Annotated in this window: 15 protein-coding genes; 8 read left to right on the top strand and 7 right to left on the bottom strand. The window is 62.8% G+C overall.

Going from position 1 to position 14,141, the window contains the following annotated elements; translation table 11 throughout:
• Window positions 1-125: 125 nt before the first annotated feature.
• The 5 genes from ACZ466_RS26710 to ACZ466_RS26730 form a co-directional block, all read right to left on the bottom strand.
• Window positions 126-398, bottom strand: a complete 273-nt coding sequence (locus ACZ466_RS26710; protein ID WP_378289541.1) for a hypothetical protein — start codon at window positions 396-398, stop codon at window positions 126-128.
• 156 nt (window positions 399-554) lie between these two features.
• A complete protein-coding gene (locus ACZ466_RS26715) occupies window positions 555-2,771 on the bottom strand; it encodes a cell division protein FtsK (RefSeq protein ID WP_378289543.1) in 2,217 nt (738 codons plus the stop codon).
• The gene (locus ACZ466_RS26720) at window positions 2,768-3,907 is read right to left on the bottom strand and encodes a DUF2637 domain-containing protein (protein ID WP_378289545.1); all 1,140 of its coding nucleotides are present in this window, start codon (window positions 3,905-3,907) and stop codon (window positions 2,768-2,770) included. Before ACZ466_RS26720 ends, ACZ466_RS26715 begins: the two co-directional genes overlap by 4 nt.
• On the bottom strand, window positions 3,904-4,203 hold the full coding sequence (locus tag ACZ466_RS26725; protein WP_378289547.1) for a WhiB family transcriptional regulator: 300 nt from the start codon (window positions 4,201-4,203) through the stop codon (window positions 3,904-3,906). Before ACZ466_RS26725 ends, ACZ466_RS26720 begins: the two co-directional genes overlap by 4 nt.
• Window positions 4,204-4,291: 88 nt before the next feature.
• Window positions 4,292-4,459 carry a hypothetical protein gene (locus tag ACZ466_RS26730; RefSeq protein ID WP_378289549.1) on the bottom strand — a complete coding sequence of 56 codons (168 nt, stop codon included), beginning with the start codon at window positions 4,457-4,459 and terminating at the stop codon, window positions 4,292-4,294.
• A 140-nt stretch (window positions 4,460-4,599) separates the two neighbouring features.
• Between ACZ466_RS26730 and ACZ466_RS26735 the strand changes: the two genes are divergently transcribed.
• The 3 genes from ACZ466_RS26735 to ACZ466_RS26745 all read left to right on the top strand — a co-directional run bounded on the left by ACZ466_RS26735 (window position 4,600) and on the right by ACZ466_RS26745 (window position 6,976).
• A complete protein-coding gene (locus ACZ466_RS26735; protein ID WP_378289551.1) occupies window positions 4,600-5,469 on the top strand; it encodes a winged helix-turn-helix domain-containing protein in 870 nt (289 codons plus the stop codon).
• A complete protein-coding gene (locus ACZ466_RS26740) occupies window positions 5,466-6,152 on the top strand; it encodes an HAD family hydrolase (protein WP_378289553.1) in 687 nt (228 codons plus the stop codon). The genes ACZ466_RS26735 and ACZ466_RS26740 overlap by 4 nt, the downstream gene beginning before the upstream one ends.
• 176 nt (window positions 6,153-6,328) lie before the next feature.
• Window positions 6,329-6,976 (top strand): phosphotransferase, encoded by a 648-nt coding sequence (locus ACZ466_RS26745; protein ID WP_378289555.1) that lies wholly within the window; start codon window positions 6,329-6,331, stop codon window positions 6,974-6,976.
• A gap of 37 nt (window positions 6,977-7,013) precedes the next feature.
• Here the strand turns inward: ACZ466_RS26745 and ACZ466_RS26750 are convergent, their stop codons facing one another.
• Together ACZ466_RS26750 and ACZ466_RS26755 are read right to left on the bottom strand one after the other, a co-directional pair.
• Window positions 7,014-7,433 carry a DUF397 domain-containing protein gene (locus ACZ466_RS26750; protein WP_378289557.1) on the bottom strand — a complete coding sequence of 140 codons (420 nt, stop codon included), beginning with the start codon at window positions 7,431-7,433 and terminating at the stop codon, window positions 7,014-7,016.
• 439 nt (window positions 7,434-7,872) lie between these two features.
• Complete coding sequence (locus tag ACZ466_RS26755) at window positions 7,873-8,451, bottom strand: winged helix-turn-helix domain-containing protein (protein WP_378289559.1); 579 nt, start codon at window positions 8,449-8,451, stop codon at window positions 7,873-7,875.
• 420 nt (window positions 8,452-8,871) lie between these two features.
• Here ACZ466_RS26755 and ACZ466_RS26760 point away from each other — a divergent pair, with 420 nt between their 5' ends.
• The 5 genes from ACZ466_RS26760 (at window position 8,872) to ACZ466_RS26780 (ending at window position 14,008) form a co-directional block, all read left to right on the top strand.
• Complete coding sequence (locus tag ACZ466_RS26760; protein WP_378289561.1) at window positions 8,872-9,114, top strand: winged helix-turn-helix domain-containing protein; 243 nt, start codon at window positions 8,872-8,874, stop codon at window positions 9,112-9,114.
• Window positions 9,115-9,426: 312 nt separating this feature from the next.
• Window positions 9,427-10,704, top strand: a complete 1,278-nt coding sequence (locus ACZ466_RS26765) for a hypothetical protein (protein WP_378289563.1) — start codon at window positions 9,427-9,429, stop codon at window positions 10,702-10,704.
• Window positions 10,701-11,837: a DUF262 domain-containing protein gene (locus ACZ466_RS26770; RefSeq protein ID WP_378289565.1), complete on the top strand. Its 1,137-nt coding sequence runs from the start codon at window positions 10,701-10,703 to the stop codon at window positions 11,835-11,837. Before ACZ466_RS26765 ends, ACZ466_RS26770 begins: the two co-directional genes overlap by 4 nt.
• Window positions 11,834-12,529 (top strand): MAE_28990/MAE_18760 family HEPN-like nuclease, encoded by a 696-nt coding sequence (locus tag ACZ466_RS26775; RefSeq protein WP_378289567.1) that lies wholly within the window; start codon window positions 11,834-11,836, stop codon window positions 12,527-12,529. The genes ACZ466_RS26770 and ACZ466_RS26775 overlap by 4 nt, the downstream gene beginning before the upstream one ends.
• Window positions 12,530-13,558: 1,029 nt before the next feature.
• Entirely contained in the window at window positions 13,559-14,008 is a 450-nt protein-coding gene (locus ACZ466_RS26780; protein WP_378289569.1) for a GNAT family N-acetyltransferase, read from the top strand.
• Window positions 14,009-14,141 lie beyond the last annotated feature (133 nt).

A 14,141-nucleotide genomic window follows, 5' to 3' on the forward strand; every position in this document is an offset into this window, starting at 1 on the left:
GTCGTTGTCGACCAGGTGGAGCGGGGGCGTCATGATGGGTGTGCCTCCATCGGTTCGTGATCGGTCGAGGTGCGGCCTCGGCGCTCGTGCTTGGTGGCTGTGGCGCCGAGGTCGCTTCAACCTCGTCAGCGGTTGCCCTTGTCGCGGGTCTTGGTGAGGTAGGTCCAGAGGCGGCGGCCGGGGCGGACCTCGGCGGCACATCCGCCGCACTTGTCGCAGTAGCGCCACGCGCGGCCGGAGGCGGAGCGGAAGCGTCCGCCGCCCCCGCACTTGGAGCAGGCCCGGAACGGCCAGATGAGGCAGTGGACGATGTAGCCGCCGCCGAACACCACGGCGAGGAGCAGCCACGCTGCGACGCTGGGGCCGGAGTCGTTAGCGGCGGCCATGAGCAGGGACACGAGGGGCCTCCTAGGGCGGGTTGGGCGGGTTGGTGCGGGCAAGGGGTCTAGGCGTTAGAGGGCAGGTCAGAGCGGTGATGGGGCTCTAGAAGGGCCTCTAGGTCTAGAGGGCGGGGCCTCTAGACCTAGAGGCGAGCGCCGAGCGATGGCAGGTGGTTACGAGCCGGAGGAGCGGCGGGCGTCCAGGGCCGTCATGACGTCCTGGCGGTGGATGCCTTTGAGGTTGCGGCCCCTGCCGTTGGTGCTCTGTCCCCAAACTTGATGCGTTGCGATGCCGTAGGGCTTGAGGGCGTCAGCGAGTTGCGCGGGCGTCCATCCCGCGTAGAGGCCAGGGCGCAGCTCGGCGAGGCGGGCGATGACCGTCTCCGACCAGATCTTGTCCTCGTCGGCACCGATCACGGCGGCCACGTCGTCGAGGATCGAGACCTCGGCATCGGAGGGCGTGATCTCCTCGCCGGCGGCGTAGCCGGCGAGCCGGCCAGCGAGCTTGCGGGCAGTGCGGGCGCGGTCGGCGATGCGTTCGCCGGTCGGTCCGTCGATGTAGAACGAGCGGGTGATCTGCGGGTCGTCGGCCTCACCGACCAGGTAGCCGATGCCCAGGTCACGGCGGGTGAAGGTGGTTGCCCGGATGCCGTTGCGGTAGGCCGAGGTGCCAAGGACCATGTCGTTTTCGACCTGGCCCATAACCCTAAGGCAGTACCGGATACCGACGTTGGCGGAGACACCGGTCGGAAGCGAGTCCTTGTCGGGTCGCTGGGTCGCCAGGACGAGGAAGACGCCCATGGCTGGACCACGCTTGATGATCGCGGTGGCGAGTTCTCCGGCCTCCTTGCCGAGATCAGGGTGAGAGAACAGTTCCTGGCACTCGTCGATGAACAGCCCCAGCGGGTGAAGTCCCAGCGAGCGCCGAGCGGCGATCTCGGGCGTGACCTTGTTCTCCGGGCAGATGTCCTTGGGCAGGGACGAGAGCACCTTGGCGCGGCGCTCAAGATCCTTGTAGACGTAGCGGAGGCCGTCCAGGCACGCGGCGATCGTTGCGTCATCAACGCCGGAGGCGTACCGGTGCGCGAACTTCTCGGCGAACGACAGGTCTCCGGTGCCCTTGAGTTCATAGACCAGGTTCTCGGCCGTCACGTCCAGGCCGGCGGCCAACAGCAGCGGCTTGATCGAGAACGTCTTGCCCATCCGGGGCATGGCACCGATGAGCCAGTTGGCGAACATCAGCGTCGCCGTGACGAGCCGTCCGCGCTGGTCGGTCCCGAACGGGATGGGCTTGAACACGTCGGCCTCGCCGGATTTGGCCAGCGGCCATGCGGCGGGCTTGACCTGGCTCATGTCCTGGTCTCCGACCCACAGGACGAGTCGTCCCGCGTGCTGGTCGTGGGCAGGCTCGGGCCACACGCAGCCGACCGGGCGACGCAACCCAGAAGCGAGACGCTCGCGACGGTCCATGATGTCGGTGACCGTGACGCCGTAGGGGAGATCGACGTCCGCGCGCCATCCGGGACCGTCCCGCGTAATGGGTGCGGGGAAGGTGATGCCGTCTCCGCCCTTGCCGAGCGCCTTGTTGATCTCGGCGATGCCCAGCGCGCCCAGAGACCGGATGACAATTTGGCTGGAAAGCTTGGGGGCCTTGGTGGAGATGACGGCCGGTCCGATGAGCGGCTTGTCCTTGGGCGTGCCGAGCCATCCCAGGACGGCGACCAGGGCGGCGGCCACCGTCACCTGTGTGACTCCGCCGGCGGCGGCCACCGCGCCGGCGGCGACGCTCGCGCCGCCGAGGCCACCGAGGGCGACCAGACGACGCCAGCGAACACGGTCGTCCCGCTCGCGGAGCAGGCGAAGGTAGGTGTCGGCGTCCTTGCCGTCCACCGCGTGCAACCGCAGCGGAAGCGCTTCAACGTCGTTGACCCACCGCCACGTGCCCGAGACCAGACGCCACGCGCCACGCGGGGAGCGCGCGGCCAACGTCGTCGCGTACAGCGGCACGCGGGCAGCGTGGTAGCCGGTGACGTGAGCGGCGTAGTTCACCGACCAGCGGACGAGAGCCTTGGCCTCGGCGCGGTCGCGGAGCCACGGGGCGACGATCGGACGTCGTCCGGCCGTCGCGCCCGGGGTCATCCTCGTCCCCTTCCTGGACGGACGGCTGTCCGGTTGGTCGACCAGGACCGTCCCCTCAAGGGCGTCATCCTCGTCCGGACGGTGGCTCGGCCCCTTGGGCTCGTCGTCCGGCTCCTCCATAGGCAAGGGGACGGGCGGAAGCGGACGGTTGCCCCCGCCGTCTCCGGGCTGGACGGGCAAGTCTGGGGCGGACGGGTCGTCGGTGCGGGTGGGGAGTTTGATCACTTCGGCCATGGGCTTGGAGAAGTTCATCGCGCGTCGTCTCCCTCGGCGGTACGAGTAACGGGAGCGGTGTTCTTGCTGGTCGGATCGGCGGGCGCTTCGGCCTTGAGGCGGGCCAGGAGGACGCCGGCGCGCTGGTTGCTGACGCTCTGGTCGGCCTCGCGCAGAGCGGCGGCGAGGGTGTCCCGGTTGACCGGCAGTCCGCGCGCCTCAAGCTCGGCGGCGATGCGCCATCCCAGCGGCATCAGGTCATCGACGTCCGGTGCCGTCCCCTTGCTGCTGCGAGCGCGAGGCGCCGTCCGTCCGTGCTTGCTCGGGCGGTCGTCCGCCGGACGAGGTGCCTCGCTCATGCGGGACGAGGGGGCGGACGGAGGGGCGGGCGGTCCGGGCTCGATCGCTGCCGGACGGTCCTCGTCCCCTGGGTCCTCGTCCGGGTAGGCGGCAAGAGTGGTCGGCTCGTCCTCGTCCTGGACCGGCTCGGCGGCCGGGACCAGCTCGCCGAGCCGGTACAGCGCACGAGTCCGGCGAGGAGCCTTCCACCGCCACGCGAGCGCGCCGTAGGTGTCCTGCAGCTCGGTGAGGATGAGGAGCCGGGCGCGCTCGCGGTCGAGGGCGTCCCCGTAGGAACGGATCTCCCAGAGCACCATCCGGCGCCACAGGACGACCGTTCGGAACGGGGCCAGCAGCCACCGCGAGGCACGGATCCGGTCCATGCGGGTGCCGGAGGCGATCCCCGCCCGGATCCGGATCACGTGAGCGCCTACCTCGACGGCCACGACCCACAGGCACGGCAGGATGGCGTGAGCGATCATCCCGAACGCCGAGGTCTCGCCCGCCACGTTCAGGTACACGGTCGCGGCCGTGAGCGTCCAGGGGAACAGCCTCAACCACCCGATGCGCATGTCCAGACGCGCAAGGACGATGTCCACAGCAGCGAAGATCGCAATGCCCAGGTCGATACCGATCGGCAGCGTCCAGGCGAACATCCCGAACGAAGGACGCGCGGCCTCGGCAACCGCAGTGAAGCTGTTCACGAACCCGATCACGGCCAGCACCACGACCAGAGCGGCCACCACGGCGACGGCCGTGTACTCCTGGCTGGACAGCGGCCGGACGACCGGACGGGACGAGAGCGCACGCTCACCCGCGATATTCGGCGCGGTCATCGCACAGCCACCGCTTCAAGGCCGGCGCCGGTGAGGTTGTCGAGGTTCTCGGCGTCGATGGAGCCCCAGACGCCCGGCTCGGGCCGGCCGCTGATCGCGCGGTTCAGGCATCGGGTCGTCACGGGGCAGGACAGGCAGACGTCGGCGGCCACGTCGACGCGGGCGGCCTTCTGCTCGGCGGTCTCGGCACCGCGGATCGGGCCGGTGTGCAGCTCGGGATCAATGACGCACTCGGCGCCGCTCATCCCGTACTGCCGGAGGGTCCAGGGAGCGAGCTTGCTCGGATGGGTGGTCACGGTGTCCTCACAGGTGGGTTCGTGATCGGTCGAGGGACGGGGCTCCGGCGCCGTGCTTGGTGGCTGTGCGCTGGAGCAGGTGAGATGGCTACGCCTGAAGGGCGGTGACGAACTTGCCGGCGGCGTCGGCGGCCGTCATCAGGACGCCCCCGGCCTGCTCGACCAGGTGGGCGGCGGCCGTCGGGTTCTTGTAGGCGAAGAGGATGAAGATCGCGAGGGCGACGTACCGGCCGTACTTCTTGGGCTGAGGGAACATGTCGGGCCTCCTGACGAGTGCCTGACCAACTTGGCTAGTCAGGCGTCCTGAGCCAGAAGCATGGCCAGCTTGGCTAGTCATGTCAACGGGTTTGCCGGAGATTCTTCTAGCTTGGCTAGCCAGCACGTACGCTTGCGGGCATGGATGCGGACAGCGAATACCTCGGTGACCTGGACCCGGATGACCCGCGGACCCCTTCGCAGCAGATCGCGAACAAGCTCCGGGCGGCGATCCTGACCAGCAAGCTCAAGCCGGGCGAGAAGCTGCCCTCACAGCCAGACCTCGCGAGCCGGTACGGGGTCGCGCGGGAGACGATCAAGGCCGCGCTGAGGACGCTCCAGGCCGAACGTCTGATCATCAGCCGTCAGGGGAGCGGGTCGTACGTACGCGCGCAGACAGAGCGCCCCATCGGGCTACGGCCTCACATCGAAGCGGCCTTTGAACGCCCGCATGTCTCGATCGACTTTGCCGGCTTCTCGGGCGAGACCTTGCACAACACCATCATTGAAGTGCTCGACAAGGTTCGCGCTGGGCGCCTCACGCCGGAATCTCTAAAGATCCGAATCATGATGTGCGACACGTCCGCCGCCATGGCATTGCCGCGCCGAGTGGGAACGGAAACCGCTGAGGCGGAAATCAAGGATCGGGCGGAGCGCATCACCAGGCGCGCGGTTGACGGAATCGTGGACGCCGTTCACGAACTCGTAGACCTGGGGCTCATCAAGTCAGCAACCGCCGAGGTTCGCGTTCATGAACTGACCCCTTCGTTCAAGCTGTACATCCTGAACTCGGAAGAGATCTTTTACGGGCTCTATCCCGTCAAGCAGCACACCATTCGTCTCAACGGCGATCAGGTAGAGATCTTCGATCTTCTTGGCAAGGACGCTACTCTCTTCCACTTCTCCGTCAGCGACGACAGCGAGACATCAAGTGCGCCTCAGTTCGTCAAGGAGGCACAGGGATGGTTCGACTCGCTGTGGGGGACGATCGCACGCGAGTACACGCCGTGACCTCTCTCAAAACGCTCGTTCAATCATCACAAGCCATCCTGCTCGACTTCGACGGTCCCGTTTGTCACCTGTTCTCCGGACTTCCGGCGCATGAGATCGCGGAGAAGATTCGCTCTTTCCTGCTCGACCAGGGGGCCGTTCTCCCGGAATCGATGATGTCGGAAAGTAACCCCTTGGCATTTCTCGGGTGGGTCGGCCTTGTGGCCCCACATCTGCTATCGGACGTCGAAGAGATCCAAACCGATGCAGAAATAGAGGCGGCACGCCTGGTGGAGCCTACTCCGGGAGTTGCCGAGATGCTTCGTTCGGCGACGCCCCTAGATCTTCCAGTGGTCATCGTGACCAACAACTCGGCGGAAGCGGTCGAGACTTTTCTTGACCGTCACCTTCTTGGTTCTTCCGTGACGGGGATCGCCTCCCGCATCAAGGGAAGACCGGATCTGATGAAGCCAGATGCGCATCTCGTCCTCAAGGGGGTCGAGATCGCGGGACATCCGGCAGCAGCGTGTCTGCTCGTCGGCGACTCTCCCACGGACATGCAAGCGGGCATCAAAGCGGGTGTTCGCTGCGTCGGTTACGCCAAGCGTCCAGCCAGGATCACGGAGCTTTCCGAGGCCGGCGCGGACTTCGTCGTCCAAAGCATGGAATCGGTGGCAGAAGTCGTAACCAGCCTGAGGGCGTAGCGAAGATGCCGATGCGAGGAATAGAGATCCCCGCCCCAGTCATTGACGCTGTCTCGACGCGGTGGCCCGACTTGGCTTCAACGTGGCAGGAGACTGCTCCTGGCGAACTAGCGCGCATCTGTCGGCGGTACAAAGGGCGTCCGGTACGAACCTTCGATGCGCGCTATGGATTCGTGGTGGAAGTCGAGACGGATCACGGATACTTGGTCGTCAGGTCAACTCCCGATCCGCTCGGAATGATGCAGGCGGAGGTCTCTCAGTCGCTGTCCGATCTGGGCATAGGTCCACAGATCTACGAAGTGGTTCAAACATCAGTCAGCGTGTGGACTGTGGCAAGTCGCATCTTCCCCGGCGACTCGCTACACGGCCGAGCGATCTCGCTTGACCGTCTAGCACCCATCTTCCAGAGGATGCGCGATCAGAACTCACCGAGCAATCAGCTCCCGACGCTCGCAGACTGGCTACACTCCCGACTCTCAGACGAGAACCTGAGTGACCTCGCTCCTGGACGTGCCCAAGCTCCGTTCGATGAACGTCGGCATGCCGCCGCAATACTTGAGGACCTGGAAAGTGGCGCCTCGAACTTGCTTTGCCATGGCGACGCATCCTCAAAGAACATCCTGCTCGGCCCCGATGGGCAACTTTTCCTCATCGATCCGCGGGGCGTCAGTGGAGACGTCTGCTATGACGTGGCAGTTGCCGCATGGAAGACCGCCGGTGAGGAAAAGCCATCGGCCCGTGCGGCGGAGCTCGCGCGCCTGGTAGGAGTCGACACGGAACGAGTGCAGGCTTGGCTAGTGGTTGCGGATACGGCCCGTGTATAGCCCTGCAATCAGCAGTGCGCCTGCCTGACTACCGGACCTACAGGGATCGCAGCCCGCGAACGAGGCGACGCCATTCGCTCTTGGCCACCCGAATCACAGGGCCGTTCCGGTCGGTGGAGTCGCGCACAGCGACAAACTCCGTGCCATCGGCTACTTCAACGCAACCGGTCTGGTTGAGTTCCTCGCAGCGTGAGGACTTGCGGAACTTCGATGACTCCATCCTGATCCCTTTCTGTAGTACGTCGCGGACAAGTGCACGCGAAGGCCGCATATGAGGCTGTGTCGATCCGGTATGTGTCGTAGCCGCGATCGATCGCCTCAATTCCTTGTTCATACCTGTGGTCAGCGGTGGTGCGCCCATCATTGACAAGCAGTTCGCGCACCAATCGTCGGGCCGTTGATCGATCCCACCGCTCTGGGAATGTTTCCCAGTAGCCACGGCGCGAAGTCGCCACATGCCAATGATCAGGGCTCATCACGGTCATCTCCTCGTCATGGCGAATCCCATCGGTCATCCGGCCGTATGCCCCACGTCGCGAGGAATGCGGTCGTAGAATCCGCCGTCCGCAAGGGTTCGGAGCACAGTCCGAGGAGTGCGCCGGTACTTGACCGGTACGACCAGTACTTTGACCCGCGCTCGACTGCGATGCTTTCTCCCACGGAGGGCGCATGCTTTGCGAACACGCGGAGCAGTGGCGGAGTCTCCTCGTAACGGCGTTCTGTTATCCACCCGTGGCGCCGTAGCCCACGCGCAAGACGGTCCAGACGGCGACACACCCAACGCAACTCCCGTTGCTCGGCGAAGGGCGTCCCGTGGTCGGGCATCGCTGAGATAGGGCACATGTCATGTTCCGTGACGCGCCAGAGTTCCGGATATACGGACAGGTATTCGTGCACTACTGGTCCTTATCTCGATTTTCAGAGGCGACTCGTACTGCCGCCTCGGCCCTCAGATCGGCGGTCGATCTCGTCAACTCCCGCAACGTGCCGAACAGTCGAGTTGAACAATCGAAAGCCTGTTGAGAATCCGGCATCGCTTGAATTATCGATGCCGCCTCGTCGTGAACTTCCTTGAGCCCTTCCAGTGCTGCGATAAAGCGCTTGGGCACTGACCGTGACGAGTGAGAATCGGCGACGTCCTGAGCGCGGACGAATGAGCCACTACCTTTGCGGCTGATGATGAGGCTCTCTGAAGCAAGTTGCCGCAACGCGGTCTTAACGGTCTCACGAGCAACTCCGTACCGCGATGAGAGCTGATTCTGAGAAGGCAGCTTCGCGTCTGGTTGGAGCCGTCCGGAGAGAATCGCCGATCGAAGTTGTTCCGCGATCTGCCTCGACGGGGGCCGAGGATCTTCGGGGGCCAGGTCCGCGAGGTAATCAGCGATGCCCGGCACGCGCCGAGGAGCCAGGTCGATAGGTGGTCCAGTGATCGCCGGTTCGTCGTCCACTCCGCCGGCGGCGGCCTGGTCGGTCATGAGCGCGTCGCACGGGAAGCGGGCCAGGGCAGCTCCGGCGGAGGGCCGGTCCTGGCGCGCTGAGCCTCCGCCACCGCGAGACGCTCAGCGAGACGTGTCTGGGCGTCACACAGAACCCAGAGCTCGCCCTGGGAGGCCGCCTGCACCTCGGGGAGCGCGCCCCACGCTCGTTGGTACGCCGTGAGTTCCCGGCTCCTGGTCGCTCGGTACGTGCGCTCGCCCATGACAACCGCCCATCCGGCGATCGTTGGTCCGCGTCTCGCTGGATTCATGCTGTGACTGCTCCTCGGCATGAGTGCCTCGGGTAGCCGGAAGGCATTGACCGGGCACACAGATGGTCCAAGCAGTGTACGAGCTACATAGAGCTATGCATAGCTCTCCATGCCTTTATGCAGGTCAGTGGGGCTCTACGTTGGCCGTGTGGGTGATCGTCCCGAGGTGCCAGAGTTCGATCCGCAGGGGCCGCAGCTCGTCTACATGGCGTTCGCGGATCACATCAGCGCGCGGATCGCTGCCGGCGATCTCGCGCCAGGGTCTCGCCTGCCTCCTGAGCGCGAACTCGCCGAGGAGTACGGCATCGCGTACATGACGGTGCGGCGCGGGACGCAGGAGCTACGCGAGCGAGGCTTGATCACGACCTCCACGGCAAGGGCACGTTTGTGACCGACTTGCCGCGGGAGGGTGAAGAAGGGCCACCTCAGGACGAGAGTGGCGTCTGACGACCTCGTTCCGATGCAGGTCAGATGACTTACTCGGCCCACTGCCTCCAGATGAAGTATTTCTCCACAGGGCTCAAGGGCACTGCTCCGCGTCGCCAACCGCTGGCCTGTGACGGGCAACGCGGTCTCCGGGCCGACCCGTCGCAGGCCAGCGGTCCGCTTGAGAAGCAGGGAAGCCCTTGGTGATATAATCCTCGGGCGCTAAGCTATGGTGACCTCTGTTCATGACGGTGTCGAGGTCTCAGGGTGGCGACGGGTGGGACAGTTCCCGGCGGGAAGTCGGATGAACCAAGAATCTCTGTGGCACTTCGATGGGGATTCTGGCACCCAGATCCGCAAGCTTACCCCCAAGCGGCCGCAAAGCGACAAAGCGGGCCTCGCGGACATCTTTCCTTACTATGCTGGATTCTCCTTCGAATGGGCGAAGGGTCAACTCCGGCTCGAAGGTTTTGATGAGAACGCGGTAGTTCTCGATCCCTGGAACGGTAGCGGCACTACCACACTTGCTGCACGCGTTAATGATCTCAAATCCGTCGGTGTTGACCTGAACCCGATCGCGAACATCGTGGCGTATCTCCGTCTGCAGGATGCGGACCACATGGAACCCTGTGCAGCACCTACAGCGAGAAGCGCTCGCGCTTCACAGCATGAGCCATTGCTTGCTTGGTTCTCTAGTAGGACGGCCGGTCGGTTTAGGCAGTGGTCGAGGTCTCTCAGTAAGCAGCCACATTCCACCTCATCTCTTGGATACGTTGCGCTGTTTCGGGTCACTAGGTCTCTCACCAAAGGCTTTGAAGGCAGCAATCCAACTTGGGTGCGTCGAGCGTCTAACTCTGAAGACGTAGTGGACGTAGCTAGCCGAGATTTGGACGACTTGATTGTCCAAGAACAACGCCATGTGAAAGACAGGGTAAGCGAAGAGTCGCACCCGGGATGTCCTGCTTCGATTATCCGCGCCTCTTCCGCTTGTCTTCCGATGGCGGAAGAAAGTGTTGACTTTATCCTAAGTTCGCCTCCGTATCTAACGCGAATCGATTATGCGGTCGCCTATTCGAGGGAACTGGCTATTCTCGGAGTTGATATCTCTAAGGATCGATCTCTCCGCTCATCCTTGATGGGAACAACTCTAATCCGCAGACGTCGTGACGTAATAAGACAAGAAGGTTACGGTCCTAAAGCCAGCCAACTCGTCGAGAATATCTCAAAACACGATAGTAAGGCGTCATCTGGTTATTATCTAAAACAGGCTAAGCAGTATCTCGACGACCTCACGCTTAGCTTTGACGAGTTGACACGTGTCTCAAAAAGGCATGCGCTGATGACGCTCGTAGTGCAGGACTCGTATTACAAAGAGGTGCCCATCCGACTAGCGGAGATTTGTGTTGAAGAGGCGGAACGCCGAGGGTGGTCCTTTATCGACTGGGATCAAGCAGAGGTCACGCGTCTTCTCACGCAAGTCAATACGGCGGCGCGGGCCTACCCAAAGGGTAAGGTCGCTGAGACTGTGGTGACACTCCGGAGGAAACGGTCATGATGAAAACCAGTGCCGATGATCTAATCAGGTCTGTTGACGAGAAGATCACAGCCGTTCGTACCCAGACGCTCGACTTCTCGTTCAATGAACTCGCGGACATGCACTCCGAGGGTGAGCTCATTATTGATCCCGCGTTCCAGCGAATGTTCAGATGGACTGAGGGAGCTCAAGCGCGATTCATAGAATCACTCCTCCTTGAGCTTCCGATCCCGCCAATCTTCCTGATTGAGCGCGAGGACCGGGTCTATGAGTTGATTGACGGCCTTCAGCGTATATCATCCTACCTGCACTTTCGTGGACAGTTGGTTATCGATGGCGAGAGAAAAGAGCCCCTGGTCCTAGCTGACTGCGACATCGTTCCGGAACTCAACGGAGTAACTTACAGCGACCTCCCGCGGGCCCTGGAAATCAAGCTCAAGCGCAGCTATATTCGCGCTGAAATCCTCCGCAAAGAGAGCGATCCAAGGCTCCGTTACTACATGTTCAAACGGCTGAACACTGGAGGCGAGGTACTCTCTGAGCAGGAACTGCGTAATGCCACGATCAGACTCCTCTCCAATGACTTCAACGAGTTCATTGCCGATATGAGTAGGAATATCGACTTCGCCAAGTGTGTTGGCATTATTTCACCCAATGCGCGACTGAGGAAATTTGACCAGGAGTTGGTCCTCAGATTTTTTGCGTACAAGAATAGTCTTGATACATACATCCATGACGTCGCTGACTTCCTTACCGAGTACATGGAGGACGTTTCGGATCCGGACAGCGAGACTTCCTTTGAATATTCGAAGGAGCGAATTGTCTTCGAAAAGACCTTCCTGGTCCTGCGACTGATTTCCGATAAGCTCGAGATCGATTCGAAAATCTTCGGCACGGTCAATCCTGCAACGGGTGAACCGCGTGGCCAGTTTTCTGTATATCACTACGAGGGTATTACCCTTGGCCTTCAGGCAGTGATCGATAAGGTTAATGTCGAAGACGACGAGCAAATCGGACGTCTTGCGGCTGTCGTAAAGACTGGGAAGGCAGATCGCGACTTCCTTAAACACGGTGGCGGTGGTAAGAATTACCGCAATCCTCTGCTCGCGCGTATTATGTACTTCTCAGATCGGTTCAGCGAGGTAGTCGATTGACTCCCGCCGAACTGCGAGCTCAACTGGAAGAAGACCTGGCCTGGCGGCTGGACGAACTGAGACACCTGCGCAACGCCTTACTTGGTGCAAGGGGGCCGAGCGACTGGCCGGTATCCGCCATGCGTACAATCCTGGTTATGCAGTATGCGCATCTTGAGGGGTTTGCGCAGAACGCTTTTTCGCTGTACGTGAAAGCGATCAATGATCGTCAGTTGAAGGCTAAGGATCTGCATCCGAATCTGTTTGCCTGTGCGCTGACTAGAGAGTTCGACGGGATACGCCTTGGGTCAGGTGCCGAAACGGAAACCGATGCAGAAGATGGTTTCCTCCTGCGACGGGCTAAACGTCAGGTAGCATTCGTTGACAGGATGCGTAGTCTAGCCGAAACGATTCTGTCTATTGATGCTGACCTAGCCGTATCGATGGAGATGAACTTTGGCTCCGATGTCCTTAGGAGAACTTTGTTTCGTCTCGGCATGCCAGATACTGCGGTGAGCAGGTCACATTTTACGTCCCTCGAATTTGTTCGGAAGGCAAGGAACGACATTGCTCATGGTAGTCGCAAAGAGCGCATTGAGCCAGGGCTATTTGACGCGCACAGAAAAAAGTGTGAACAGTTTATGAATGACCTCTCTCGGCTGATTTCCACAGCTGTGGATGGTGAGTGGTATATGGTCAGCGCTGTTGTTTGATGCCTGACAGCGAGGCTTCACGATCCCCTGCCGTGACCGGCATCGCGCTCCAGGTGCCTCTGTGCCCTTTGACTGTGTGAGTGCTGTTAAAGACCAGCGAGATTGCTGTACACAGCACCGAAGTACTGCAATGACCCTCACGACGGCACAGGTGAACCTCTGGCGCACATCGCTATCTGGATGAGGTTGCTGCGGGGCCAGGAACGCCGGTAGTCCGCCTTGGTGTGGTGTCGTGATCTGGCGAGCCGGGTTGGTCGAGCGTGAAGCGGAGACCTTGCGGCCTCCAACTTGCTGCGGGCCGGAGGGCTCACCCGCGCGAGGCTGTCTGTCACACCTTGCTCGTCGTTCGCGCGGGTGAGCCCTCCGGAGCGGTGTGCGCGGCTCTGTGGCGGCTGTGCCGTATACGGGCCTAAGTTTGGCGATCGGGCGGCATAGGTGCAGGTCAGAGGTGTTCGGCGGAGGGACTGTAAATCCGTCGGCTTAGCCTACGCAGGTTCGAACCCTGCACCCGCCACACCAGCAAAGAACGGCCCTTGACCAGGCAAGACCCGGTCAAGGGCCGTTCTCGTTTCTGACCGTGAGTCCCCGCGAGACACCGCTGTTCTCCGCCCTTCCGGGCAGAGGTGGGCCACGGTGGGGGCACGCTTGGACGCTGTGAGAAGCCCGGTTGGGCCCCCGACAATGGCGTCTCGGTCCGCGACGACGTTAGAGCCGTGGCTTCCTCTTCTCGCTGGCACGGGTGGGGCCGTAGGCCACGGAGGGGCGAGCGAAGGGAGTAGCCGGCGCCGCGGGCAGATTCCAGCCCAAGGGGCATCACGTGGAAGCCGCTGCCCGCCACGTGCGCGCCCTCGTGGACGTCTTCTGGCCCCACCCTTGGACATCCCGGGCCTGCGTGGCGGACCGGTTGTAACTTCTGAGCATGCCTGTGTTGCCGTTCCCTGACCCTCTGCTCGCTGATGGGGTGGTTGCGCTGCGTCCCTGGCGTAGGGCCGACACAGCCCAGAGGTTCAACGGCTTCTCTGACCCCCTGTGCCTGCGCTTCTCTTGGCCGCTCGTGGAGCCGTTCACCGAAGCGCACGTACTGGCGCGCTTCGAGGAGGAAGAGGGAGCGCGGCTTCGCGGAGACGAGCTCAACCTGGCCTGGTCGAAGGGGCTGACCTCGACCGTGTCTGGGGCGGAGCATCGGTGTACGACGTGGACCTCGACCAGGAGCGCGCGGCCGTCGGTTTCTGGCTCGCCTCGCGTGCGCGCGGACGTAGCGTCGCCACGCGGACACTGCGGTTGCTGTCGCGATGGGCCTTCGACCAGCTTGCCGTTGCCCGCTTGGAATTGACGTGCGCGCCCGACAATGTCGCGTCCCAGCGCGTTGCCGACCGCTGTGGGTTCGTGCGCGAGGGCGTGCTGCGCTCGCACATGCGTTTCCAGGGCGAGCGCCGCGACACCGTGGTGTTCAGCCTGCTGCCGGGGGAACTGCGTTAGCTGCGGCGGGCTAGTGTCCTTGCGAACGGCGCGTGGCTGCGAAGTGGCCTGATCGGCCGTCAGCGCCTTCTCGCGAGCCGCGCCAGACGCCGAGGTACGTCCGGTCATGATCTCGCCGCGCGTTCCCCTGACC

The sequence above is a fragment of the Actinomadura rugatobispora genome (assembly GCF_055379765.1).